The organism is Actinomadura macrotermitis, from assembly GCF_009604375.1.
GTDB lineage: Bacteria > Actinomycetota > Actinomycetes > Streptosporangiales > Streptosporangiaceae > Spirillospora > Spirillospora macrotermitis.
In genome coordinates this window covers 515,920-538,696 of record NZ_WEGH01000003.1, presented here as the reverse complement: position 1 = coordinate 538,696, position 22,777 = coordinate 515,920, and the positions used below count along the sequence as shown (strand labels likewise).

At 75.7% G+C, this 22,777-nt stretch carries 25 protein-coding genes; 11 read left to right on the top strand and 14 right to left on the bottom strand.

Annotated features, from left to right (window positions below; all coding sequences use genetic code 11):
• Positions 1 to 181: 181 nt before the first annotated feature.
• Positions 182 to 586, top strand: a complete 405-nt coding sequence (locus ACRB68_RS23610) for a hypothetical protein (RefSeq protein ID WP_153536011.1) — start codon at positions 182 to 184, stop codon at positions 584 to 586.
• 64 nt (positions 587 to 650) lie between these two features.
• Positions 651 to 1,478 carry a neutral zinc metallopeptidase gene (locus ACRB68_RS23605; protein ID WP_153536009.1) on the top strand — a complete coding sequence of 276 codons (828 nt, stop codon included), beginning with the start codon at positions 651 to 653 and terminating at the stop codon, positions 1,476 to 1,478.
• 5 nt (positions 1,479 to 1,483) lie between these two features.
• Here the strand turns inward: ACRB68_RS23605 and ACRB68_RS23600 are convergent, their stop codons facing one another.
• On the bottom strand, positions 1,484 to 2,215 hold the full coding sequence (locus tag ACRB68_RS23600) for a class I SAM-dependent methyltransferase (RefSeq protein ID WP_153536007.1): 732 nt from the start codon (positions 2,213 to 2,215) through the stop codon (positions 1,484 to 1,486).
• Between the two features lie 9 nt (positions 2,216 to 2,224).
• Positions 2,225 to 3,349: an epoxide hydrolase family protein gene (locus ACRB68_RS23595; RefSeq protein WP_153536005.1), complete on the bottom strand. Its 1,125-nt coding sequence runs from the start codon at positions 3,347 to 3,349 to the stop codon at positions 2,225 to 2,227.
• A 55-nt stretch (positions 3,350 to 3,404) separates the two neighbouring features.
• Here ACRB68_RS23595 and ACRB68_RS23590 point away from each other — a divergent pair, with 55 nt between their 5' ends.
• From ACRB68_RS23590 to ACRB68_RS23570, 5 genes are all read left to right on the top strand, one after another.
• Positions 3,405 to 4,358, top strand: a complete 954-nt coding sequence (locus ACRB68_RS23590) for a helix-turn-helix transcriptional regulator (RefSeq protein WP_153536003.1) — start codon at positions 3,405 to 3,407, stop codon at positions 4,356 to 4,358.
• Positions 4,359 to 4,511: 153 nt separating this feature from the next.
• Positions 4,512 to 5,900, top strand: coding sequence for a family 2B encapsulin nanocompartment shell protein (locus ACRB68_RS23585; protein WP_328594654.1), 1,389 nt, complete (start codon positions 4,512 to 4,514; stop codon positions 5,898 to 5,900).
• Complete coding sequence (locus tag ACRB68_RS23580; RefSeq protein ID WP_328594653.1) at positions 5,897 to 7,267, top strand: family 2B encapsulin nanocompartment shell protein; 1,371 nt, start codon at positions 5,897 to 5,899, stop codon at positions 7,265 to 7,267. Before ACRB68_RS23585 ends, ACRB68_RS23580 begins: the two co-directional genes overlap by 4 nt.
• Before the next feature lie 16 nt (positions 7,268 to 7,283).
• Positions 7,284 to 8,315 carry a polyprenyl synthetase family protein gene (locus ACRB68_RS23575; RefSeq protein WP_153536001.1) on the top strand — a complete coding sequence of 344 codons (1,032 nt, stop codon included), beginning with the start codon at positions 7,284 to 7,286 and terminating at the stop codon, positions 8,313 to 8,315.
• A gap of 231 nt (positions 8,316 to 8,546) precedes the next feature.
• Entirely contained in the window at positions 8,547 to 9,335 is a 789-nt protein-coding gene (locus tag ACRB68_RS23570) for an esterase/lipase family protein (protein WP_153535999.1), read from the top strand.
• On the opposite strand, the gene ACRB68_RS23565 is transcribed toward ACRB68_RS23570, so the two are convergent.
• From ACRB68_RS23565 to ACRB68_RS23550, 4 genes are read right to left on the bottom strand one after another with little or no spacing between them, the layout of a single operon-like run.
• A complete protein-coding gene (locus tag ACRB68_RS23565; RefSeq protein WP_207709801.1) occupies positions 9,325 to 10,155 on the bottom strand; it encodes an ABC transporter permease in 831 nt (276 codons plus the stop codon). The two genes, ACRB68_RS23570 and ACRB68_RS23565, sit on opposite strands and share 11 nt — an antisense overlap.
• Positions 10,152 to 11,054 (bottom strand): ABC transporter ATP-binding protein, encoded by a 903-nt coding sequence (locus ACRB68_RS23560; RefSeq protein ID WP_207709800.1) that lies wholly within the window; start codon positions 11,052 to 11,054, stop codon positions 10,152 to 10,154. Before ACRB68_RS23560 ends, ACRB68_RS23565 begins: the two co-directional genes overlap by 4 nt.
• On the bottom strand, positions 11,051 to 12,157 hold the full coding sequence (locus tag ACRB68_RS23555) for a hypothetical protein (protein WP_153535998.1): 1,107 nt from the start codon (positions 12,155 to 12,157) through the stop codon (positions 11,051 to 11,053). The genes ACRB68_RS23560 and ACRB68_RS23555 overlap by 4 nt, the downstream gene beginning before the upstream one ends.
• A 31-nt stretch (positions 12,158 to 12,188) precedes the next feature.
• Positions 12,189 to 12,788, bottom strand: a complete 600-nt coding sequence (locus ACRB68_RS23550) for a TIGR03086 family metal-binding protein (protein WP_153535996.1) — start codon at positions 12,786 to 12,788, stop codon at positions 12,189 to 12,191.
• A gap of 52 nt (positions 12,789 to 12,840) precedes the next feature.
• On the opposite strand from ACRB68_RS23550, the gene ACRB68_RS23545 reads away from it, so the two are divergent.
• Positions 12,841 to 13,284 (top strand): MarR family winged helix-turn-helix transcriptional regulator, encoded by a 444-nt coding sequence (locus ACRB68_RS23545; protein WP_207709799.1) that lies wholly within the window; start codon positions 12,841 to 12,843, stop codon positions 13,282 to 13,284.
• A complete protein-coding gene (locus tag ACRB68_RS23540) occupies positions 13,281 to 13,649 on the top strand; it encodes a cupin domain-containing protein (protein ID WP_153537658.1) in 369 nt (122 codons plus the stop codon). Before ACRB68_RS23545 ends, ACRB68_RS23540 begins: the two co-directional genes overlap by 4 nt.
• Positions 13,650 to 13,652: 3 nt before the next feature.
• On the opposite strand, the gene ACRB68_RS23535 is transcribed toward ACRB68_RS23540, so the two are convergent.
• Positions 13,653 to 14,285, bottom strand: a complete 633-nt coding sequence (locus ACRB68_RS23535) for a DUF5701 family protein (RefSeq protein WP_153535992.1) — start codon at positions 14,283 to 14,285, stop codon at positions 13,653 to 13,655.
• Between the two features lie 65 nt (positions 14,286 to 14,350).
• Complete coding sequence (locus ACRB68_RS23530) at positions 14,351 to 14,734, bottom strand: hypothetical protein (protein WP_153535990.1); 384 nt, start codon at positions 14,732 to 14,734, stop codon at positions 14,351 to 14,353.
• Between the two features lie 86 nt (positions 14,735 to 14,820).
• Here ACRB68_RS23530 and ACRB68_RS23525 point away from each other — a divergent pair, with 86 nt between their 5' ends.
• Entirely contained in the window at positions 14,821 to 15,306 is a 486-nt protein-coding gene (locus ACRB68_RS23525; RefSeq protein ID WP_153535988.1) for a hypothetical protein, read from the top strand.
• Between the two features lie 24 nt (positions 15,307 to 15,330).
• The gene (locus ACRB68_RS23520) at positions 15,331 to 15,915 is read left to right on the top strand and encodes a cadmium resistance transporter (RefSeq protein WP_153535986.1); all 585 of its coding nucleotides are present in this window, start codon (positions 15,331 to 15,333) and stop codon (positions 15,913 to 15,915) included.
• 123 nt (positions 15,916 to 16,038) lie between these two features.
• On the opposite strand, the gene ACRB68_RS40280 is transcribed toward ACRB68_RS23520, so the two are convergent.
• The 6 genes from ACRB68_RS40280 to ACRB68_RS23495 all read right to left on the bottom strand — a co-directional run bounded on the left by ACRB68_RS40280 (position 16,039) and on the right by ACRB68_RS23495 (position 22,768).
• Positions 16,039 to 16,182 carry a hypothetical protein gene (locus ACRB68_RS40280; RefSeq protein WP_194293428.1) on the bottom strand — a complete coding sequence of 48 codons (144 nt, stop codon included), beginning with the start codon at positions 16,180 to 16,182 and terminating at the stop codon, positions 16,039 to 16,041.
• A gap of 403 nt (positions 16,183 to 16,585) precedes the next feature.
• Positions 16,586 to 16,930 carry a DUF742 domain-containing protein gene (locus ACRB68_RS23515; RefSeq protein ID WP_153535984.1) on the bottom strand — a complete coding sequence of 115 codons (345 nt, stop codon included), beginning with the start codon at positions 16,928 to 16,930 and terminating at the stop codon, positions 16,586 to 16,588.
• A complete protein-coding gene (locus ACRB68_RS23510) occupies positions 16,927 to 17,283 on the bottom strand; it encodes a roadblock/LC7 domain-containing protein (protein WP_328594650.1) in 357 nt (118 codons plus the stop codon). The genes ACRB68_RS23515 and ACRB68_RS23510 overlap by 4 nt, the downstream gene beginning before the upstream one ends.
• 13 nt (positions 17,284 to 17,296) lie before the next feature.
• Positions 17,297 to 18,736 carry an ATP-binding protein gene (locus tag ACRB68_RS23505; RefSeq protein ID WP_153535981.1) on the bottom strand — a complete coding sequence of 480 codons (1,440 nt, stop codon included), beginning with the start codon at positions 18,734 to 18,736 and terminating at the stop codon, positions 17,297 to 17,299.
• Between the two features lie 178 nt (positions 18,737 to 18,914).
• Positions 18,915 to 21,302 carry a hypothetical protein gene (locus tag ACRB68_RS23500; RefSeq protein WP_153535972.1) on the bottom strand — a complete coding sequence of 796 codons (2,388 nt, stop codon included), beginning with the start codon at positions 21,300 to 21,302 and terminating at the stop codon, positions 18,915 to 18,917.
• The gene (locus tag ACRB68_RS23495; protein ID WP_153535971.1) at positions 21,299 to 22,768 is read right to left on the bottom strand and encodes a hypothetical protein; all 1,470 of its coding nucleotides are present in this window, start codon (positions 22,766 to 22,768) and stop codon (positions 21,299 to 21,301) included. The genes ACRB68_RS23500 and ACRB68_RS23495 overlap by 4 nt, the downstream gene beginning before the upstream one ends.
• Between the last annotated feature and the right edge of the window lie 9 nt (positions 22,769 to 22,777).

Sequence of the window (22,777 nt, the reverse complement as noted above, 5' to 3'; positions counted from 1 at the left end):
CCTGCTTGCATCCCGGCCCGGTCCCGGGCCGGACCGACCCCGAGGAGGTTTGTCCCATCCTGTTAGGGTTTCGTGCGACTTCTGGCCAGCGTGACGCGAACCTCAGCCCCAACCCGGAACACCCGGACCCGCCCGCGGCGTTGTTGCTCCGTCGCCCGGCGATTTACGGAGGAGAAGACGAGTGAGGATCCCCAAACCCGTCAACGCCGCCCTGGACTGGGCGGAGCATCACCGCAAGGCGCTGGCGGCGGTCATCGCCCTGGCGCTGGCGGCGGGCGCGGTGCTGGGGGCCCCGCCGGCGGTCGGCTACCCGGTCGCGGCGTTCATCGCGGGCCTGGCGGCCGGCGGCTTCTGGATCCACGTGCGGCTGACCAAGCGGGTGCTGCGGGCCCGCGCCGAGATCGACGACCTGCTGCGGCAGAACGGCGCGCTGCGGCACCGCAACACCGTGCTGAGCAGCGGGGTCATCACCCGCGAGTCGCAGACCACCCAGGCGCTGATCATGATCCCGGACGACGACGGCCCGCTGAAGGTCGACGCCGACCCGCAGCGCACCCAGCAGCTCCCGGAGCTTCCCGACGACTAGAAATGGTGTAAACCACCCATCTCCCGGAAATTCGGATGTATAGGCATCTGATTCGGGGGGATCGGTGGCCAGACGAGCGATCGCGGCCGCCTGCGCGGCGGCGCTGCTGTCCGGGGGCGTGACCGCCTGCGCGGGCGCCGGGCCCGACACCGCGCTGCCGGGCGCGGCCGGCTGCGGGATGCTCCCGCCCCGCCGCCCGGCCGCGCCGCCCGGCGGCCGCGGCGCGGCCCGCGACAATCCCGTCTACCGCGGCGGCCCGATGTGCCTGCCGGACTGCGACTTCGGCCCCGGCCCGGACGGCGGCCTGAGCGGCGCCACCCGCTACCTCGGCCACGTCGCGCACTGCCTGGACGTCGGCTGGGGACGGCTGTTCGCCGCGGTCGGCCTGCGCTACCGGCCGCCGAAGGTACGGATCGTGCCGATCCGCGACCGGGGCCGCCTCGGCTGCGGCGCCGGCATGGTGCAGGCGGCGGGGCTGTACTGCCCCGGCTCCGACGAGGTGATCGTCTCGGTGGGGCGGGACTGGTACGGGCCGGGCTACGAGCCCAGCATGGTCCTGCTGCTCGCCCACGAGTACGGCCACCACGTGCAGCGCTCCCTGCACATCGCCCAGTACGCCTACACGGCCGGCGGTGAGGTCGAGCGCCGGGCGGAACTACAGGCCGAGTGCTTCGGCGGGGTGTTCCTGGCGGCCGTCCGCGCGCGCTTCGACCAGACCGACGAATGGTGGGCCGGGTTCGTCGACACCGAGTCGCAGCCCGGCGACATCGCGGAGCGCCATTCGCACGGCGACTTCGCCAGCCGGCGGCGCTGGCTCGGCGCGGGCCTGCGGTCGGGGCGGCCCGGCGACTGCCGCACCTGGACCGCGCCCTCCTCCGAGGTCGCCGGCTGAGCCGGTCAGGCGTCCCGGTGCGCGACGATCCGCAGGCCGGTCGCGGTGCTCTCCCCGGCGTCGATGGCCCGCTGCTCCTCGTCCGCCCTGCCGCTCAGCTGCCGGAACATGTAGGGGCCGGTGGAGCGCTCGACCCGTCCGAACCGCGCGCGGACGGCCCGCTCGACGTCGCGCGCGGCGTGCAGGCCCGCCTCGGCGGTCCACTCTTCAAGGCAGTCGGCCCAGGGGCGCCCGGACGCCTGCCAGTCGTCCCGGCGGCCGTTCAGGAACCCCTCCGTGGAGCCGATCCGCGCGAAGGCCCATTCGGCCGTCCGCTCGTCCCACTCCTCCCACGCCCACTCGATGATGATCAGCACGCCGCCGGGCGCGAGCATGGCGTGCACCCGGTCCAGCAGCGCGCCGAGATCGGCGACGTGGTGCAGCGAGGTCGACGCGATCACCGCGTCGACCGGGCCGTCCGGCTCGAACTCCTCGAACCCGGTCCGCCGGTAGGCCGCCCCGGCCTTCGGCGCACTCGGGTCGACGCCCACCGCGTCGTACCCGCGCCCCCGCAGGTAGGGGACGAACCCGCCGAGCGGGCCGCAGCCGATCTCCACCACGCGGCCGGGCGCGGCGGGCAGGTGCGACCGGACGAACGGCCACATCACCCCCAGCCAGTGCTCCTGCCGGTTGACCTGGCCGAGCGGCGGGATCGAGGACTCCTCGCCGTGGTGATGATGGTGATGGTGGTGCCCCATGGGCCCAACCTACGCGAGCAGCTCCCGGAAGAACGCCCGCACGTCGGTGACCAGAAGGTCCGGAACATGCATGGCGGCGAAGTGCCCGCCCGCGTCGTACTCGGTCCAGCGCACCACCCGGTGCTCACGCTCGGCGAACCGGCGGACCGCCGCGTCACCCGCGAACACCGCCGCGCCGAGCGGCACCGGCGAGACCCGCGGCGGCACACCCCACGACGCCGCGGCCTCCCGGTACAGGCGGGCGGCGGACGGAGCGGTGCCGGTCAGCCAGTGGACCGCCACGTGGGTGAGGACCTCGTCGGGGTCCAGATCGTCCACGCCGTCGCCGTGCGCGGCGAACCAGTCGCCGTACCAGGCCAGCAGCCCGGCGGGGGAGTCGGCGAGCGCGAACGCCAGCGACTGCGGCCGTGTGCTCTGCACCATCGCGTAGCCGGAGAACTCTCGGTGCCATCGCTTCAGTGACGCCAGCCGCCGCTGGTCGGAGTCCGAGAGGCCGTCCATCAGGTCGTCGGACGGCGTGGTGATCAGGGCGTTGACGTGCACGCCCACCACCCGCTCGGGAGCCACCCGGCCGAGCTCGGGAGAGATCTTGGAACCGAAGTCGCCGCCCTGCGCGCCATAGCGGTCGTAGCCGAGGCGCCGCATCAGCTCCGCCCACGCCCGCGCGATCCGCTCGATGCCCCAACCCGGCTCGCGGGTCGGTCCGGAGAAGGCGAAACCGGGAAGAGACGGCACCACGACGTGGAAGGCGTCCGCCGGGTCGCCGCCGTGCGCGCGCGGGTCGGTGAGCGGCCCGATCATCCGCCGGAACTCGGCGAAGGTGCCGGGCCAGCCGTGCGTGAGGATCAGCGGCAGCGCGTCCGGCTCGGGGGAGCGGACGTGCGCGAAGTGCACCCGCTGCCCGTCGATCTCGGTGGTGAACTGCGGGAACGCGTTGAGTGCGGCCTCCTGCGCGCGCCAGTCGAAGCTGCTGGTCCAGCGGTCGGCCAAGGCCCGGACGTAGCCGGTGGGCGTCCCGTAGGACCAGCCGGCGCCGGGCAGCTCGTCCGGCCAGCGAGTGTGCAGCAGGCGCTCGCGCAGATCGTCCAGGTCGGCTTGCGGGACGTCGATACGGAAAGGGCGGATGTCTGCCATGCCTCCGACGCTAGGAGTGATTGCGGCCAGGTTCGGGCCGCGATAGGCAGAGCCCATGCTGGACACCTCGGCACGCCTGCTGCGCCTGCTCGCCCTCCTGCAGTCCCGGCCCGAATGGCGGGGGGCCGACCTCGCCGAACGGCTCGACGTGGCCGCCCGCACACTCCGCCGCGACATCGGCCGGTTGCGTGAACTCGGCTACCCCGTGCATGCCACGCCCGGCGTCGCAGGCGGCTACCGCCTCGGTGCCGGGGCACGGATGCCGCCGCTGCTGCTGGACGACGAGGAGGCCGTGGCCGTCGCGATCGGGCTGCGCGGCGGCGGCGTCGCCGGGATCGAGGAGACCGCCGGCCGGGCCCTGGCCAAACTGGAGCAGGTCCTGCCCGACCGGCTGCGGCAGCGGGTGCGGGCGCTGCAGACCGCGACTGTCGCGATCGGCGGCGGTGTGCCCGCGGCGGACGCCGGCGTGCTGGACCGGATCGCAGCGGCCCGTCGCGACCGCGAAGTGCTGCGCTTCGACTACCGCGACCACGACGGCGCCGAGACGGCCCGGTCGGCCGAACCGTGCAAGCTGGTCGCCCGAGCAGGCCGCTGGTACCTGCTCGGCTACGACCTGGGCCGGGACGGCTGGCGGATCTTCCGGGTGGACCGGCTGCGGCCGCGCACCCCGAACGGGCCGCGCTTCGCGCCGCGCCCCGAACCGGGCGGCGACGCCGCCCGCTATGTCGCCGAACGCCTGGTCAGAGAGATGTGGCCGGTGCGCGCGCGGGCACTGGTGCACGCCCCCGCCGCCCAGATCGCCGCCCGCACCAGCGGCCTGGTCGAACCGGTGGACGACCGGTCGTGCCTGCTGGAGCTGCGCGCCGACGGGCTGGACGCGGTCGTGTTCATGCTGGGGCTGCTGGACGCCGACTTCGAGGTGCTGGAACCGCCCGAGCTGGCAGGGCGGCTGCGGACCATGGCCGACCGTTTCGCGCGGGCCGCAGGAGAGGGGTGGGACGGGAGGTAAGGAAACTGTGACGTTGTGATCAAGCGATCACTGTGAGTAGCGTGCCAGACGTGCGGAGAAGGACCCCCGCTTTTTCCGGAGTCTTTTTCGGCGCTTTTCCATTACCCCCTGAAATCCCCCTGTCGGGCCGAACCGGAATCGGTGGTGTGGAACGTGACCGAACAGCGCTTGAGCCTGAGCACCGACGCCGCGCGCAATCTCGCGACGACGACCAAGACCGTCCCCCAGATGCAGGGCATCTCCTCGCGGTGGCTGCTGAAGCTGCTGCCCTGGGTGCAGGCGTCCGGCGGCGCGTACCGCGTCAACCGGCGGCTCACCTACACCGTCGGCGACGGCCGGGTCACGTTCGTGACCGAGGGCGCCGAGGTCCGGGTCATCCCGCGCGAGCTCGGCGAGCTGGCCGTGCTGCGCGGCTACGACGACGAGGAGGTGCTGGAGGCCCTGGCCGGCCGGTTCACCCAGCGCGAGTACGAGCCCGGCGACGTGCTCGTCCGGCGCGGCGGCCCGGCCGGGGAGGTGCACCTGGTCGCGCACGGCAAGCTGCACAAGATCGGCGTCGGCGAGTACGGCGACGAGGCGGTGCTGGGCACCCTGGCCGACGGCTCGTTCTTCGGCGAGGACGCGCTGCTGGAGGACGACGGCCGCTGGGAGTACACCGTCCGCGCCGCCACCCCCGTCATCGTGCTCACCCTCAGCCGGGGCGAGTTCGAGGAGGTCCTCGGCCGCTCGGAGACGCTGGGCGCGCACGTCGCCGAGTACCGCGACAGCCCCGACCGGGAGCTGGACGAGGGCGGCGAGGCCGCGATCGACCTGTCGGCCGGGCACGAGGGCGAGGTCGAGCTGCCCGGCACCTACGTCGACTACGAGCGCTCGCCGCGCGAGTACGAGCTGAGCGTCGCGCAGACCGTGCTGCGCGTGCACACCCGCGTCGCCGACCTGTACAACGAGCCGATGGACCAGGTCGAGCAGCAGCTGCGCCTCACCATCGAGGCGCTGCGCGAGCGGCAGGAGGCCGAGCTGGTCAACAACCGCGACTTCGGGCTGCTGCACAACGCCGACCTGTCGCAGCGCGTGCACACCCGCACCGGCCCGCCCACCCCCGACGACCTGGACGAGCTGCTCGCCCTGGTCTGGAAGGACCCGGCCTTCTTCCTCGCCCACCCCAAGGCGATCGCCGCGTTCGGCCGCGAGTGCAACCGCCGCGGCGTCTACCCCGACAGCATCGACGTCGCCGGGAACCGCATCCCCGCCTGGCGCGGCGTCCCCATCTACCCGTGCAACAAGATCCCGATCAGCCGGACGCAGACCAGCTCGATCCTGCTGATGCGCACCGGCGAGGAGGCGCAGGGCGTGGTCGGCCTGCACCAGACCGGCATCCCCGACGAGTACCGGCCCGGCCTGTCGGTGCGCTTCATGGGCATCAGCGAGCAGGCCATCCTGTCCTACCTGGTCAGCGCCTACTACTCGGCCGCGGTGCTGGTGCCCGACGCCCTGGCGATGCTGGAGAGCGTGGAGGTCGCGCACGCGGGCGGTGACCGGTGAGCGAACACCGGCTGACCCTGGACACACGGGCGGCGCGCAACCTCGCGACCACCACCAAGACCGTCCCGCAGATGCAGGGCCGCACGCCGCGCTGGCTGCTGCGGCTGCTGCCCTGGGAGGAGGCGCGCGGCGGCTCCTACCGGGTGAACCGGCGGCTCACCTACCAGGTCGGCGACGGCATCGTCACCTTCGTCAACGACGGCGCGCGGGTGCGGGTCATCCCCGCCGAGCTGGCCGAGCTGCCGCCGCTGCGCGACCTGGGCGACCCCGCCGTGCTGGAGGACATGGCCGGCCGGTTCGCCCAGCGCGAGTACGAGCCGGGCGAGGTGATCGTGCGGGCCGGGCGGCCCGTCGACCGGGTGGTGCTGATCGCGCACGGCAAGGTCGCGCGGCTCGGCCGGGGCGAGTACGGCGACGAGACGCAGCTGGGGGTGCTGGCCGACGGCCGGTTCCTCGGCGAACGCGCCCTGCTCGGCTCCGACGAGGAGTGGGAGCACACCGTCCGGGCGCTCACCCCGACGATCGCGCTCGTCCTGCCGGCCGCCGACATCGGCGAGCTGACCGGCCGCCACGCGGCGCTGGAGGAGCACCTGGCCGCCTACCGGGACGCGCCGCGGCCGGCGACCGACAAGAACGGCGAGGCGGCGATCGACCTGGCGGCCGGGCACGAGGGCGAGGTCGAGCTGCCCGGCACCTACGTCGACTACGACCCCTCCCCGCGCGAGTACGAGCTGAGCGTCGCGCAGACCCGATTGCGCATCCACACCCGCGTCGCCGACCTGTACAACGACCCGATGAACCAGGTCGAGCAGCAGCTGCGCCTCACCATCGAGGAGCTGCTGGAGCGCCAGGAGCACGAGCTGATCAACAACCGTGACTTCGGGCTGCTGCACAACGCCGACCTGCGCCAGCGGATCCCGACCCGCACCGGCCCGCCCACCCCCGACGACCTGGACGAGCTGCTCAGCCGCCGCCGCGGCTCGAAGTTCTTCCTCGCCCACCCCCGCACCATCGCCGCGTTCGGCCGCGAGTGCACCCGGCGCGGCGTCTACCCCGGCGTGATCGGCCGCGACGGCGCGCGGGTGCAGACCTGGCGCGGCGTGCCGATCTTCCCCAGCGACAAGATCCCGATCAGCGCCGCCGGCACCAGCTCGGTGCTGGTGCTGCGCACCGGCTCGGCCGAGCAGGGCGTGGTCGGGCTGCGCCGCACCGGCCTGGAGGGCGAGGTCCGGCCGGGGGTGTCGGTGCGCTTCACCGGCGTGGACGACAAGGCGATCCTGACCTACCTGGTCAGCGTCTACCACTCGGCTGCGGTGCTGGTCCCCGACGCCCTCGGCGTCCTGGAGAACGTCGAGATCGCCCGCTGACAGGAAGGCCAGGCACATGTCCGCTGCACAGGAGACCGGGGTGGGCCGGAGCGCCGCCGAGGTGCTGGCGTGGAGCCGGGACCTGCTCGATCCCGCGCTGCGCGCCGCGGCCGGGGAGCTGACCGGCGAGATGCGGCGCGTCGCCGAGTACCACTTCGGGTGGCGCGACGAGCACGACCGCCCGGCGCACGGCGGCGCCGGCAAGGCGATCCGCCCGGCGCTCACCCTGCTGGCGGCGGAGGCGGCCGGGGCCAGCGCGCGCGACGCGCTCCCGGCCGCCGTGGCGGTCGAGCTCGCGCACAACTTCTCGCTGCTGCACGACGACATCATGGACGGCGACCGCACCCGGCGGCACCGGCCGACCGCGTGGACGGTGTTCGGCGTGAACGCGGCGATGCTGGCGGGCGACGCGCTGCTGGCGCTGGCGTTCGAGACCCTCGCCGCCGGGCCCGTCACCGTCGAGGGGCTGCACGCGCTCAGCCGCGCCGTCGTCGCGCTGGTGGAGGGGCAGGCCGCCGACGTGGCGTTCGAGACGCGCACCGACGTCACGCTCGCCGAGTGCGAGGCGATGGCCGCGGGCAAGACCGGCGCGCTGCTCGGCGGCGCGTGCGCGCTCGGCGCGGCCTGCGGCGGCGACACCGCGCGGGTGGCGCGGCTGCGCGCGTTCGGCACCCGGATCGGGCTGGCCTTCCAGGTCGTGGACGACCTGCTCGGCATCTGGGGCGACCCGGCGGTGACCGGCAAGCCCGTCCACGCCGACCTGGTCGTCCGCAAGAAGTCGCTGCCGGTGGTGGCGGCGCTCGGCGCCGGCACCACCGCGAGCACCGCCCTCGCCGGGCTCTACCACCGCGAGCGGCCGCTCACCGCCGCCGAGGCGGCGCACGCGGCCGAGCTGGTCGAGCTGGCGGGCGGCCGCGCCTGGGCGCTGCGCCGGACCGACGAGCTGCTCGGCGCGGCCCTGGCCGAGCTGGACGCCGCCGCCCCGGCCGAACCGGCCGCCACGGAACTGAAGGAACTGGCCCTGCTCATCACCCACCGCGACCACTGACGGCGTTCATTTCCATCCCGGCCAAGGGCTCGCCTGGCGGCTCGCTGTGTTGATTGCCATCCCGGCCCAAGGGCGCCTGGCGGCTCGCCCTTGACCGTGCTTGGGCGAGTGCTGCATCGCTTCGCGATCAACCCGGCGCGGCTCGCCTTCGGCTTTGCCACGCCGGGTCGGTAACGCACTCGCGTGATCATGCAGGTCGTTTTCAAGGAAGCGCTGGGGCAGTCTGGGGGTATGGGCGGTCTGAGTCCGCGGCGGCGGGTGTTCGTGGTCGGGGTCGCCGTGGTGGTGCTCGTGCTGGGGCTGGTCGTCACCGTGCGGGTCGTCGGTGGTGGGGCGTCGCGGGCGGCCGGGGACCGGCCTGGAACCGTGCTGCTGGTGCCGGGTTACGGCGGCGGTACCGACGGGCTGCGGGTTCTGGCCGACCGGTTGCGGGCGGCGGGCCGGGACGCGGTCGTGGTCGACCTGCCCGGTGATGGCACCGGCGACCTCGCCGGGCAGGCGCGGGCGCTGGACCGGGCCGCGGACCGGGCGCTGCGCGGTGGCGCGCCGTCGGTGGACGTGGTCGGGCACTCGGCGGGCGGCGTCGTCGCGCGCCTGTGGGTGCGCGAGCGCGGCGGCGCCGGCAAGGCGCGGCGGATCGTCACCCTCGGCACACCGCACCGCGGCGTGGACCTGGCGGCGGCGGGCCTGGCGCTGGCGCCCGGCGCGTGCCGGCGGGCGTGCCAGGAGCTCGCGCCCGGCAGCGCGCTGCTCCGGCGGCTCGGCGACCGGGCGCCCGGGCCGGTGCGCTGGACGTCGGTGTGGAGCGAACGGGACGAGACCGTCCCGCCCGCGTCCTCGCCGCTCGCCGGCGCGGTCGACGTGGACCTGCAGCGGGTCTGCGCCGACGCCCGCACCCGGCATGCCGAGCTCCCGTCCGACCCGCTGGTGACCGGGATCGTGCTGCGCGCGCTCGGCGACGCGGCGCCGCCCGCCGGGTTCGGCCCCGCCGACTGCGCGGCGCTGCGGGTCAGCTCGTGATGTCGCGGGTGGCGAAGTTCGCCCAGGCCAGCACCAGGGCGACCGTCACGTAGACGAGCTGCAGCGCGACGCCGCGCTGGATGTCGTGCCACAGGACCGGGTCGCGGAAGAAGTCGATCCAGGCGAGCCAGTACCGGGTCAGCAGGTAGGGGTGGACGGCCGCGGCGGCGTCCAGCGTCACCAGGACCTGGCTGGTGACCAGGGCGGCGAGCGCGCCGAGCGCCGCGCCGAGCGGCGCGTCGGTGAACGTGGACAGCGCGAGCGCGATCGCCCCGACGCCCAGCATGCACACGCCGATGTAGAGCATCGCGGCGCCGATGCGGAGCAGCAGCTCGGGGGTGGTGAGGCCGGTGCCCGACACCGACGTCACCAGGTCCCGGCCGGCGATCGCGGTCGCGGGCGCGGTGCCGAACGCCGCCGCGCCGGCCGCGTAGGAGGTGACCGCGATCGCGACGACGGCGAGCAGCACGTACGCGGTGAGCGCGGCCATCTTGGCGACCAGCAGCCGGGTCCGCCCGACCGGGCGGAGCAGCAGGTAGCGCAGCGTCCCGGCGGCGGCCTCGCCCGCGACCGCGTCGCCGCCGACGACCGCGACCGACACCGGCAGGAACAGCGGCAGGTCCATGGCGAGGGCGGCGGCGGGGTAGAGCGTGCCGTTGGACAGCACCGCCGCCAGGAACGCCGGGCCCTGGCCGGGTGCCGGCGCGGCCCCGGTGACGGCCAGGAACGCGGCGACGACCGCGGGCAGCCCGCACAGCAGCGCCAGCGACACCCAGGTGCGGGGCCGCCGGACCATCGTGCGCAGCTCCGTCGCGATCACGCGGGCCGGTCCGAGCCGGGGCCGGAGACGGCGAGCACGACCTGCTCCAGCGTGCGGCGCTCGGGGCGCAGTTCGGCGATCCGGGCGCCCGCGCGCACCAGCCGGGCGTTCAGTTCGGCGGGGTCGGGGGTGCGGACCAGCAGCCGGTCGCCGTCGGCCACCTCGACCTGGCCGTCCAGCAGGGCGCGGACGCGATCCGCGTCGGGAGTGCGGATCTCGGTCCGGCCGGTCGGCGAGCGGATCTCGTCCATCCGCTGCTGCAGCACCAGCCGCCCGCCGTCCATCACGCCGACGTGGCTGCACAACTCCTCCACCTCGGTCAGCAGGTGGCTGCACAGCAGGATCGTGGTGCCCGCCGCGTTGAGGGCGGTGAGCAGGTCGCGGATCTCGCGGATGCCTTGGGGGTCCAGGCCGTTGGTGGGCTCGTCCAGGACGAGCAGCCGGGGCGCGCGCAGCAGTGCCGCCGCGAGGCCGAGACGCTGGCGCATGCCTAGTGAATACGTCCTGACGGGGCGGTTGTCCACGCCGCCGAGCCCGACACGTTCCAGGGCCTCGTTCACACGCGCGCGCCGCCCGCGGCGGGAACCGCCCGGTCCGGCGGCGTCCAGATAGGACAGGTTGGCGCGGCCCGACAGGTGCCCGTACGCGCCCGGCCCCTCGACGAGCGCGCCGACGTGCGGCAGCACCCGCAGCACGCGGCGCGGGACGGGCTCGCCGAGCACCTCGATCTCGCCCGAGGTGGCGTAGACGAGGCCGAGCAGCATCCGCACCAGGGTCGTCTTGCCCGAGCCGTTCGGGCCGAGCAGCCCGTACCGGTCGCCCTCGCCGACGCGCAACGCGACCGCGTCCACGGCGGTGACCCGCCCGTACCGCTTGGTCAGCCCGCGCGTGACGATCACGGGATCAGCTCGCCGGCCACCCGGGTCGCCAGCCCGGCCGTGATCGCGCCGGCGACCAGGTAGACCTGGTCGTGCGCGGGGTCGCTGACCAGCACGGCGGTGAGCACGGGCGAGCGCAGCGCGAGCGCCTCGCCGCCGCGCACCGCGAGCGGCGCGGCGGCCGCGTCGCGGGCGGCGTCCAGCAGCCGGGCGCCGTAGCGGCCGGGCAGCGGGACGACGGCGAACGAGGCGAACCCGCCCGCGTAGCCGCGCACGTTCGCCACCGACGCGGTGCCGGGCATCGCGGGCCGCCCGGCGAGGCGGCCGGGCAGCGGGACCAGGGTGCGCGCGGCCAGCCGGGAGAACAGGTCGGGCGTCTCCACCCGGGCGACCGGGACGCCGGGCGCGGGCCGGGGCGCGACCGCGTCCGCCGCCGGGCGCCGGAGGCGCAGGTCCAGGAAGCGGGTGGTCAGCGCGGGGCGGGCGGCGCCGCGCGCGGTGAGGCGCACCTCCAGCGGCAGCCCGGTGCGCGGGTCGGCCCAGACCTCGACGGCGCCGATCGTGGTGTCAGGGCCGGTGGCCGTCACCCGCAGGCCCGGCACCGCCCGGCCCGCGACGCGGCGGCTCTGCACCGCGGTGACGCGGTCGCCGGGGCCGGCCTGGCGCAGCAGCCGCCGCGCGAGCGCGGGCGGCAGCAGGTCGCCGGGGCGGGGGAGACGGACGACGGGCTCGCCGGCCACCCGGGTGAGCAGGTCGCGCTCGTAGTCCCAGACGGCGAGGCCCGTGCCGTCGCGGAAGTGGTCGCGTTCGCCGGTGGGCGACAGCAGCGCCACGCGCGACCGGCGCCCGTCGTCCCAGGCGCGGATGCGGGCCGTGCCGCCGAGCAGGGCGGCGGCGTCCTCCAGGCCGGGCAGGGCGGGCAGGGCGAGCGATCCGCGGCTCTCCGCCAGCCCCTCGTGCGCGACCCGGCCCGAGGCGAGGACGAGCCGCCGCAGCCGGTCCGGGCCCGGGTTCGCGGCGCGGGCCGGGTAGGCGGCGATCGCGGGCGGCGTCGCGCAGAGCACCGTGACGAACGCTCCGGCCAGGAGCCACCGGCGCCGCGCCGCGCCACGGACCACGCTCACCTTTGCCACCGTACGTGGCTCGTGTCCGCTTTCACCCCGGCCAGGAGGGGGAACGACCGAGATGGGCCAAGATCCGGTCCAGTGGTGTCATCTCGCCGTCGGTGGGCAGTTCGGGGCCGAACGCGGCACCGGGGGCCGTCCGGTAGCCGCCGCCGGGGACGGCGAGGGCGATCTCCAGGGCGGCGGGGGCCATGTCGTCGTCCAGCCGGAAGTCCAGGCCGAGGGAGCGGGCGACGTCCCAGCCGTGCACGACGTGGTCGATGAAGTGGAACCCGATCGCCATGGCGCCGGGGAACTCCGCCCCGGGGCCGAACTCGGGCAGCGCGAACGCCCGCTCTTCGACGCCCTCCTCGGCGAACGCGGCGATCACCTCCTCGGCCGCGCGGGCGTGGTCGCCGGCCAGGCCGTCGCCGAGCGGCGGGACCGCCCAGGCGGCGAGGTCGGCGCCGTCACCGCGCGCGGCCGCCGCGAAGCCCCGGTGCTGGGCGGTCAGATGGGCGGCCAGGTCGCCGAGCGTCCAGCCGGCGCACGGGGTGGGGCGGGCGAGGTCGGCGGGGGAGGCCTTGGCCAGCAGCGCCGCGCACTCCCGCACGGCCCGCGCGTCGAACGCGCGCAGCTCATCGATATGCATACGCGGACAATAAGCATGTGCCTACGATATGTCCACCTCTATTTTGGGGGGCATGCGCAACGACGGCGGGCGGCCCGACCTGGCCGCGATGATGGTGCCGCTCGGCCGCGCCCTGATGGCGGCCGAGCGGCCCGTGCTGGACGCCCACGGCCTCACCATGTGGGGCTACACGGTGCTGCTCGGGCTCGGCGACGAGCCGGTCCGCACCCAGGGCGCGCTCGCCCAGGCCATCGGCGCGGACAAGACCCGCATCATCGGCGTCCTGGACGACCTGCAGGAGAGCGGACTCATCGAGCGCCGCCCCGACCCCGGCGACCGGCGCGTCCACCTGGTGTCGCTCACCGGCGCGGGCCGCCGCGTGCGCGCGGCGGCGCAGGCGGCGATCCAGGAGCGCGAGGACCGGCTGCTCGCCCGGCTGCCCGCCGCCGACCGCGCGCCGTTCCTGCGCGCCCTGCAGGCCCTCGCCGCCCTGCCCCGCGACGAGATCGTCGGCTGACCTCCCGCAGGGCCGCCGGCAGCTCCCGCAGTGCCGGGGACGGCGGCCCGCACCGCCACCGGCTGTCCACGGAGCTGTTCTTCGTGCTCGCCGGGGAGATGCGGTTCTATCTCGGCGGCACGCGGGCCACGGTGGGCGAGGGCGGCCTGGTCGTCGTCCCGCCCGGGCTGCCGCACGCGTTCGGCGCCGCCGCGGGCACGCCGGCCGACGTGCTCGCGGTGCTGACGCCCGGTGTCGAGCGGTTCGAGTGCTTCCGCCGCCTCGGCCGGATCGGCGCGGGCGCGGAGGCGTTCGCGGACCTGCTGCCCGACCAGGAGCGCTTCGACGGGCACTTCCTGGACGTCCCGGACTGGCGGGCCGGCTGAGCGTCAGGCGATCCGGGCGGCGGCGTGCGCCATGCCGAGCCAGGTGTGCGGGTTGCCCTCCCAGCACCAGCCGAGCTTCGGCGCCCGCTCGCTGATCCACAGCGCCGGGACGCGCCGGTCGCCGCACCGCGAGCCGCCGAGCGAGAAGCACTTGTTCTTCGCCAGCAGCTCCGGATGCTGGGTGACCAGGGCGATGCCCTCCTCGATCGTCAGCAGGGTGCGGCCGCGCTCCGCGAGCACCGCCATCGCCTCGTTGGGGATCGCGCCGCAGAACTCCTCGCCGCGGTCGGCGTCCAGCAGCAGGTAGGCGCGGGCGTCGGGGAGCTCCACCCCCTTGGCCGGGACGAAGTCCACCAGCTCGCCGGCTTTGTAGTGCCGGTCGATGACGCCGGCCTTCCGGCCGTTGGCCAGCCTGAGCCGCGGCACCATCTCCTCGATCGGCACCAGCTCGCGGGTGACGACCAGCGTGAACGGCGCCCGCCCCTCGGCCGGCGCGGCCATCGCGCCGGCGTGCGCGACGGCCGCCCGCCGCAGCGACGCCGCCAGATCCGCCGGCGGCTCCGGGTAGTCCCGGTCGCGCAGGACGGCGATCTGGCGGTCGAACTCGGTGCCCGCGTCGAACGGGGTCGATGTCATGAGCACGTCCTCTCCGTATGCTGTACTCTATACAGCATACGGAGAAAAGGAGATGGTGCAATCCCCTACAGGTGCACACCCCCGCGGACGTCACGGATCTGCACGCTCTTGCCGAGGTCGCCGTGGGCGTTGACGTTGTTGAGGTTGCTGTTCCCGCCCGCCCGCACATCGTTGCGGGCCCGTCCCCACAGGTCCTCGACCTGGTCCCGGAACGCCGGGTCCTCCTCCAGCGACCGCCGGATCACGCCCTCCAGCACCTCCAGCCGCTCCGGCGAGCCCGGGTCCTCGGCGGCGCGCTCCAGGGCCTGCTCGTCCTCGGGCCGCCCCCGGAACCGCTCCTTGAACCTGCGGACCAGGGCCGCCATGGCCTCGCGCGCGGGCTCCCCGGCCAGCTCGACGGCCTTGCCCGCGGCGGCGGTGGCGATGGCGATGGTCATCGGATCGGTCATGGGCGACTCCCCGTTCCGGATCTGCTTGGCATCCAGTCCACCACGCCCCCGCCACGCCCGCCACCGCCCTCCGCGAGGATGGCGCCATGAACAGCTTCACCGTCCATGGCACCACGGCCGCGGGCGACGAGCTCCGCATGACCAACGGCGGCACCGACGTGTTCCTGGACGTGCTCACCCTCGCCGCCTGCGCCCTCGCCCGGACGCCCTGGCAGCAGAACCTGGCGCTGCACTTCGCCGACGGGCACCGCCTCGGCCGGGGCGACTTCGGCTACGACCTGAGCGAGCTCCCGTGGACCGCCGGCTGGCCGCAGGAGAAGGACTTCCACCTGGAGGTGATCGACGCCGCGGCGGCCGGCCACGGCTGGGAGCGCCTGGACCACCCCGCCGATCGCGCCCGCGCCTACCTCGCCGCCTACCGCCCGATGCTCGCGGGATTCACGCCCGTCCCGGTCTTCCGGAGCGCCTGGTGGGGGGACTGGCGCATCGCGCCTCCCGCGGAACGGCTGGAACGCTGCCCCCGGCACGAGATCTACGAGGGAGAGCTGGGCTGCCGGCTCTGCGCACCGTGACAGGGGCCGCTAGGTTCACCGGTCATGAACGGCGTTCTGGGGACCCTCGGCTCGGCGGCGGGCATGTTCGCCGGCACCAACATCGACGATCTCATCGTGCTCACCGTGCTGTTCCTGTCCGCGCGGGCGAACGGCAGGCCCCGCCCCTGGCAGGTGTGGGCCGGCCAGTACGCCGGGATCGCGGCGCTGACGGCGGTGTCGGTGGTGGCGGCGCTCGGCCTGACGATCGTCCCCGACCGCTGGGTCGGGCTGCTCGGCCTGGTGCCGTTCGCGCTCGGGGTGCGCGGCCTGGTCGCCGCGCTGCGCGCCGGGGACGCCGAGGACGACCCGCCGGCCGTCGCGGGCGGCCTGCTGCCGGTCGCGGGCGTGACCGTCGCCAACGGCGCCGACAACATCTCGGTCTACACGCCGGTGTTCCGCACCATCGGCCCCGGCGCGACGGCCGTCACCATCGCGGTGTTCGCCGCCGGCGTCGCCCTGTGGTGCCTGGCCGCGTCCTGGCTCGGCTCGCACGAGCGCGTCATCGGCTTCGTGGAGCGCTATGGCCGATGGCTCGTGCCGATCGTCTTCATGACGATCGGCGCCCTGATCCTCCTGGGCGCGGGCTGATCGCGAAGCGATTCGCACTCGCCCGAGCACGGTCAAGAGAGCGAGCCGCCAGGCGAGTTCCCGGGCCGGGGTGTGAAAACACAGCACGGTCAGGAGGGCGAGCCCTCCTGACCGTGCTGGAGATCACGACGCTACCTGCTCCTCCTCGGCGGGGACCTGGGCGGTCTCGCCGGGCAGCGTGGCCTGCTGGGCGTCCTGCTCCCGCGTGCCCGACGACGGCCAGGCGGAGAGCTTGGTGCGGCGAGGGTTGGCCAGAGGGGTGCTCATCGTTGTCGCTGTCCTCCTGTGGGGCCTATGGGATAGGAAGAGATCTTCGCGGATGACCCACCCTGTTCGGCAAAATGGTCTAGACCTTGTGCCGAATGCGCCGGTGGCGGCGGGGGCGGACGGTGCGCCAATGGTGATCTTGTGGTGCGCCGCGGGCGGCCGGGGGCCGCGGATCGCGGTGACCTGCGTCATACCTCCCGATATATGAGCGGGCCGGGCGGCTGGCGCCCGGCGCGTCCTTGACGGGTCGTTTCCCTCACTTGACATGCTGGCCGGTCAGGGCCGCAGTTGATGCCCCGGCGTGGTGAAAGGTTTGCCAAGAGGGCGCAATGTCCTAGGTCGTGCCTTTCCACGGCCCGGGGAAAGGCACCGCCCGGGGCCTGCGGCGACCGGCCGGAAGGCGTCAGAGGTCGTGGAGTCCGCTGAGCACCTGCCTGAGGGTCTCCAGGTCGGGCGGCCGGTGCGAGGCGGGCGGGTGGGCGGTGACGAGCCCGTCCGCCAGCAGCCCGCGCAGCAGGGCCTTGACGACGCTGACCGGCAGCGCCAGCCGCGCCCCCAGCTCCGCCACCGGCAGCGGGCCGCCGCCGCACAGCCGCAGGATGGCGGCCCGCTCGGACGCCAGGCCGGGCGGCGCCTCGTCCGCGACGGCGACCAGCGTGACCAGGTCCAGCGCCGCGCCGCCCGCCGCGCGGGTGCGGCCGCCGGTGATGACGAACAGCCGGGCGGGGCCCGCCTCGCGGGCGCTCATGCCGCGCCGAGCCGGCGCACCAGGTCGTCCATGGCGCGCGCGACCTGGCCCACGTCGGCGTCGGCGGCCGCGACCACCGCCAGGTGGGCGCCCGCGCCGGCCGGGACGATCAGCAGCACGCCGCCGTGGAACTCCACCATCGACCGGCCCGCGCCGCGCCCGTCGCCGAACGCGCCGGAGGCGCCGGCCGCCAGGCTCTGCACGCCCGCGGCGATCGCGGCGAGCCGGTCGGCGGCCTCGGCGTCCAGGCCGCCGGTGCGGCGCACCTTCAGGCCCTCGGCGGACAGCACCAGGGCGTGCCGGATCCCGGGCGCCCGGTGCAGCACGTCCTCCAGCGGCGGGTCGGGGTTCACGCCCCTGCCTCCTTCACTCGGGGTCGCGTCCGGCCTGGTGGAACGCCACGAAACGGACGGCGCTGTCGGGGAGCGCCGCGGGCTCGTCCGCCGGGGCCGGCACCGACAGCGGCTCGGCCGAGGGCCGCAGGAGCGGGGGCGGCGCCTCCTGGCGGGTGACCAGCCGCCGCGGGATCAGCACGACCACGCCGGTGCCGCCGCGCGCCGACGGCCGGAAGCTCACCCGCAGCCCGAGCCGGCAGGCCAGCAGGCCGACGACGGCGAGGCCGTGGCGCGGCCCGGGCAGGTTGCCGGGGCCGGGCGGCTCGGACACCGCGCGCTGCGCCCGCTCGCGCTCGTGCGGGCGCATGCCGAGGCCGCCGTCCTCCACGGTGACGATGACGCCCGCGTCCTCCTCCTCGACGTAGACGTGCACGGCGGTGCCGGGCGGGGAGAAGGCGGTGGCGTTGTCCAGCAGCTCGGCGAGCGCGTGCATGACGCCCTCGGCGGCGTGCCCGGCGACGGCGGCGTCGCCGGTGCCGTGCAGCCGGACCCGCGGGAAGTCGGTGATGCGGCCGAGCGCGCCGCGCAGCACGTCCTCCATCGGGACCGGCCCGGGCCAGCGCCGCGCGGACCCGCCGCCCGCCAGCAGCGCGACGCCGTCGGCGAGGCGGCCCATCCGCGAGGCGCGGTGGTCCAGGTCGAGCAGGTCGTCGAAGACCTCCTGCTCGTCGTGGCGGAACTGCAGCTCGTGCAGCTCGGCGAGCATGCCGGTGATCATCTCCTGCAGCCGGGCGGCGGCGCTCGCGCAGGCGGTCAGGGTGGCGGCGGCGGTGCGCTCGCCGTCGGCCAGGGCGCGCACGGCGTCGGCCAGCAGCCGGGCGGCGAGCGGGTCGGCGGGCCGCGGTGCCTCCCGCAGGACGCGGTCGGCGGTGGCGTGCTCGCCGCGCACCCGCTCGATCGCGGCGGGCAGCGTCTCCTCGGCGATCAGCCGGAGCTCGTCGTGCAGCGAGGCGGCGCAGGCGCGGGCGGCCGCGGCGGACCGCTCGGTGGCGGCGACCTCGTGGGCGAGGGCGTGCAGCAGCCGGCGCAGCGCGGCGCTGTCGGGGCGCGGCGCGGCGGCGAGCGCGGCGTCGGGGGACGCGCCCTCGCGGATGTGCCGCACGAGCAGCGGCAGCGCGCCGTCGGCCAGCTCGGCGGCCTGCCGCTCCAGCCGCGCGGCGCCGTCGGCGAGCCCGGTGAGGTGCGCGCGGGACCGCCGCGCGGCGGCCGCGTGGTGGGCGACGGCCGCCAGGACGAGGGCGACGGCGAGCCCGGCGGCGCCGCCGCTCCAGGCCGTCAGCGGCCGGACGGCGGGCGGGACGGCCGTCAGCGCCCACAGCCAGGCGCCGCCGAGCACGGCCACCGCGGCCACCCAGACGATCAGTGCCCGTTCCAGCGGCGGCCGGCCGGGTTCCGCTTCGCGTGCTGACATGGCTCAGGACCTCGGCGTGGGGCAACGGGGCACCCGTCGAGCATGCAGCACTTCCCAGGGGCGGCGAGAGGTGTTCCGTCAAAAAGCCGGTCACCCGCGGAAAATGAAGCGGACAGCCTTCAATAAAGGCCTGCAGAATGGCGAGCTGACGATATCTGCTGGTTTATCCGGATGCTTCTTACAAAGGCGCGGTGAGCCTGGCGATCAGGGCGAGATGATCGGTGCCGGCGTCCACCAGCAGCCGCTGCGCCTGCGGCGCCGGCGGCCGGCCCAGCCGGACCGGGTTGCCGACCATGCCGATGCGGCTGATGCCGTCGCCGCCCGCCAGCCGCGACTCGGGCGTGGCGAGCTCGGCCAGCCGGTAGAAGCGCCAGGCGTTGCCCGCCGGGTGGCTGGCCAGCAGCAGGTCGGGGCGGCGCCAGGCGATGAACGCCCAGCGGCCGCCCGCGCCGACGGCGCGGACCAGCACGACCCCGTCCGGGCGGTCCAGCAGCGTGGCGACGCGGGCCGCGACCGGGACGGGGTTGGTGAAGCCGCCCGAGACCGTGTAGAGGCCGTCCTCGAACTCCACCTCCCAGCCGGTGCCGTCCAGCGCGGCGGCCAGGTGCGCGAGCGGGTCCGCGGTGCCGGCGAGGCGCTGCAGTTCCTCCAGCTCGCTCCGGGTGAGCACGCGGGCGCGCGGCAGCAGCGGTGGAACGATCAGGTCGCCGGCCAGGTCGGGGTCGGCGGTGGCGACGACGTCCTTCACCTCGGCCCACACGCCGGCGGACAGCGCGTCGTCGGCCGCGCCGTCGCGCAGCAGGCCCATGCAGACGGCGGTGAGGACGGCGGCGAGCGGCCCGGTCTCCTCCGGCACGTCCTCGCCGGGCTCGGCCAGGCGCTCGGTCAGCCGGGCCAACTGGGGGCGCCAGGACCCGTCGTCCAGGTCCCAGACGCCATGGCCGAGGAGCTGCACGAACAGGCGCGCGACCAGCATGCGGACGAACAGCGGCGCGTCGAGGGCGGCGTCGACGGCGCGGGGGATCCAGCGCTGCCAGCCGGTCCGCTCGGGCACCTTGGCCGCGGCGGCGCCGGCGTCGGGCTCGGGGCCGTCGGTGAGCGGGGCGAGGGCGATGCCCCAGCCGTGGCCGCCGGCCGCGACGTTCGGGCGGCCGAACAGGGCGTCGGCCAGGGGGCGGCCGAGCGCGCGCTCGCAGGCGTCCAGGTAGGCGCTCCAGCGGTCCTGCGGGACCGAGCCGGCGCCGGGGGTCTTGTGCCCGGCGAGCTGCTGGGCCAGCCGGACGAGGTCGGCGCGGAAACGGCGGGCCAGGGCCTCGTCGGTGAAGATCTCGTCCTCGGTGTAGCCGGTCCGCAGCCGGGGGCCGTCCCCGTCGTCGCCGCGGGCGAACCGGCCGGGCTGGACGGTGAAGACCGCCGGCCCGTCACCGGCCCGGACGACGGCGTGCGCCGTGCCGAACACCTGGACCCGCGCACCCGCCGGGACGGTGCCGAGCGGCTCCCAGGAACCGGGCGAGCCGTCGGGGGAGCCCGCCACGGCGACCGGCTCGTCATGGGCGCGGGCGAGCGTCACCTGCAGGCCGTCGCCGGTGATCAGCGCGCCGAGGGCCGCCGGATCCGGGCGGGGGCCGGCGGGGCGGACCGTGCGGCGCCCCTCCAGGCTCGCCACCGGGTACGGCGTCCCCTCGGGCAGCAGCGAGGAGGCGACGGGCGCGAGGACCGCGAGCTCGCCGCCGCCCTGCTCGAGCAGCGCGGCGGTGAGGCCCGTGCCGCCGACGAGGGCATGGCGGCGCCCGCCCGCCGACCACTCCAGGAGGGTGCCGTGCCGGGGCCGCTCGTCCTCCAGCAGCCGGATCTCGGTCGCGCGGCCGTCGGTCGCCAGCACGATCGCGTCGCCGTCATACTCGCCCAGTTCCGGCTGGAGGCCGAGGACGACCCGGGCGGGGTCGAAGTGCCCGATGATGTCGAACAGCGCGTCACCGGACGGGTCGACGAGCGGCGCGTACAGCCGCAACTCGTCCACCGGGCCGGCCGGGACCTGCCCGAGCAGGCCGCCGTCCAGGTCGTGCAGGACGCGGACGCCGCCGTCGGCGCCGGGCTCGGGCAGCCGGTCCGCGATCTCCGCCAGCAGCGCGGCGGCGTAACCGGGCATCGCGACCGTCTCGGGCAGCCGGCGCAGCCACGGGGCCAGTCGCCCGACGGCGTCGCCGCGCAGCACCGTCCACAGCTCGTCGTTGTGGCCCCAGCCGTCCAGGGTGGGGTCGCCGGAGCCGATCGCGGCGACGACGTCGTCCTCCCCGGCCAGCAGGGCGAGCCGCGGCCGCAGGTCCCCGGCCAGCGCGTGGACGTAGCCGCGGCCGGCCTGCCGCACGTCGACGGGGGCGTAGGCGGTGTGCGCGGCGTCGCCGATCACCGTCACGCGGGCGCCGAGCGCGCGGGCCATCGGCACCGCCGTCTTCTCCAGGAACGGCAGGTCCACGGCGCGGCCGAGCAGGAGCAGCTCGTGCAGGCCGGCCTCGTCGGCGCGGTCCCGCCACTCCTTCAGCAGGGTCAGCGGCGAGGCGATCACGAGTCCACTCCCAGGAGCATCAGGCCGAGCGGCGTCACCGGCGCGTCCGGCTGGAACAGGCCGAGCTGGGTCCCGAGCCGGCCGAGCTGCCAGAGGCGCATCCCAAGCAGGCCCTCGCCCTCGTCGCCGGTCTTGTAGTAGAGGCCGCCGCGCCGGTGCACCTTGGCGGAGACCTTCAGCTGCCCGAGCGGGCCGACCCGCACCCGGCTGAGCGCGACCCGGCGCGCCTGCTCCAGCATGTCGTCGGCGAGGCGGGCGGCGAGGTCGCGCACCGGCCGGTCCTGGAACTCCTCGGTGCGCAGCGCCACCCAGCGGGGGTTGAGGAAGTCGTTCGGGCCGACGAACGCGGTGCGCGCGTCGCCCTCCAGTTCCCCGGCCCGCCGCCCGCCGACGAGCAGCAGCCCGACGTTCAGCAGCGGGTCCGCCGGGTCGCCGCCGCCGAGGACGATCCGCTCGATCGGGTTCGGGTGCCCGCCGCGCATGGTCGGCGGCAGCCCGTCCATGAACGCCCGCGTGCTGCCCGCGGGCATGCTCGCGGCCAGCCAGTCGCGCAGCTGCTGCCCGGTGCTGCCCTCGGGGCCGATCTGCCGGACCAGCGCGGCCCAGAGCCGCCGCCACGCCTCGGCCGAGTAGCGGCGCAGCAGCGCGCCGCGCCACCCGGCGACCTCGGGGATGGTGCGCAGCACCGGGTCGGTCACCGCCTGGTCGCCGAAGGCCACCGCGGACTCGACGGCCTCGTCCCACCCCTGCCGGTGCAGCAGGACCGACCTGCCGATGACGCGCAGCGTGGCCCGGCGGCGGACGTCGTCGGGCTCCCACTCGGCGGGATCGTGGCGGCCGGCCCGCACGGCGGTGAAGAGCCCGCTCAGCCAGGCGGCCTCGGGGGCGTCCCCGTCCTGCAAGGCGAGCGCCCGCAGGGCCTCCAGCCGGTCCCAGGGGAGCCGGTCGTGGGCGGCGGCCTCGATCAGCGGTGCGAACAGCTCCCGCACCGAGGGCGGGCAGGCGTGCCGGCCGGGCCGCAGCGCGCCGTCCCGGACGGCCACCGTCCCGAGGAGCACGCTCGGCCGCCCGTATACGGACCAGTAGCCCCAATTGTCGGCCGAGTAGGAGCGCCCGCCTTCGGTGGCGGCGCCGGCGACGTCGAGCTCGTCGCCCAGCCACGGCTCCACCCGGTCCGCCCCGTGCAGCGGTTCGCCGTCGTGCAGCAGGGACACCGCGCCGAGGACGATCTCGCACCGCCGCACCAGACGCCGGCATCCGCCGTCGTCCAGCCCCTCCCGCGCCGCGTGCGCGGCGAGCGCCGCGTAGAGGGCGTAGTAGCGGATGTGGCGCGTCCCCGAGGTGACGCCCGGCACCAGATGGGCGGCGGCCTGGAACACCGGCCCCTCGACGGCCAGCGGATACCGGCCCACCCCAAGGTCCAGCCCCCGCGCCGACCAGCCCGGCCCGTCGATGACCGTCGTCACCCGTTCACC

Coding starts and splice junctions, on each gene's coding strand:
- ACRB68_RS23600 (WP_153536007.1), bottom strand. CDS start 2,215: ATGGGGCACCACCATCACCATCATCACCACGGCGAGGAGTCCTCGATC.
- ACRB68_RS23595 (WP_153536005.1), bottom strand. CDS start 3,349: ATGGCAGACATCCGCCCTTTCCGTATCGACGTCCCGCAAGCCGACCTG.
- ACRB68_RS23590 (WP_153536003.1), top strand. CDS start 3,405: ATGCTGGACACCTCGGCACGCCTGCTGCGCCTGCTCGCCCTCCTGCAG.
- ACRB68_RS23575 (WP_153536001.1), top strand. CDS start 7,284: ATGTCCGCTGCACAGGAGACCGGGGTGGGCCGGAGCGCCGCCGAGGTG.
- ACRB68_RS23570 (WP_153535999.1), top strand. CDS start 8,547: ATGGGCGGTCTGAGTCCGCGGCGGCGGGTGTTCGTGGTCGGGGTCGCC.
- ACRB68_RS23550 (WP_153535996.1), bottom strand. CDS start 12,788: ATGCATATCGATGAGCTGCGCGCGTTCGACGCGCGGGCCGTGCGGGAG.
- ACRB68_RS23545 (WP_207709799.1), top strand. CDS start 12,841: ATGCGCAACGACGGCGGGCGGCCCGACCTGGCCGCGATGATGGTGCCG.
- ACRB68_RS23535 (WP_153535992.1), bottom strand. CDS start 14,285: ATGACATCGACCCCGTTCGACGCGGGCACCGAGTTCGACCGCCAGATC.
- ACRB68_RS23530 (WP_153535990.1), bottom strand. CDS start 14,734: ATGACCGATCCGATGACCATCGCCATCGCCACCGCCGCCGCGGGCAAG.
- ACRB68_RS23525 (WP_153535988.1), top strand. CDS start 14,821: ATGAACAGCTTCACCGTCCATGGCACCACGGCCGCGGGCGACGAGCTC.
- ACRB68_RS23520 (WP_153535986.1), top strand. CDS start 15,331: ATGAACGGCGTTCTGGGGACCCTCGGCTCGGCGGCGGGCATGTTCGCC.
- ACRB68_RS40280 (WP_194293428.1), bottom strand. CDS start 16,182: ATGAGCACCCCTCTGGCCAACCCTCGCCGCACCAAGCTCTCCGCCTGG.
- ACRB68_RS23515 (WP_153535984.1), bottom strand. CDS start 16,930: ATGAGCGCCCGCGAGGCGGGCCCCGCCCGGCTGTTCGTCATCACCGGC.
- ACRB68_RS23505 (WP_153535981.1), bottom strand. CDS start 18,736: ATGTCAGCACGCGAAGCGGAACCCGGCCGGCCGCCGCTGGAACGGGCA.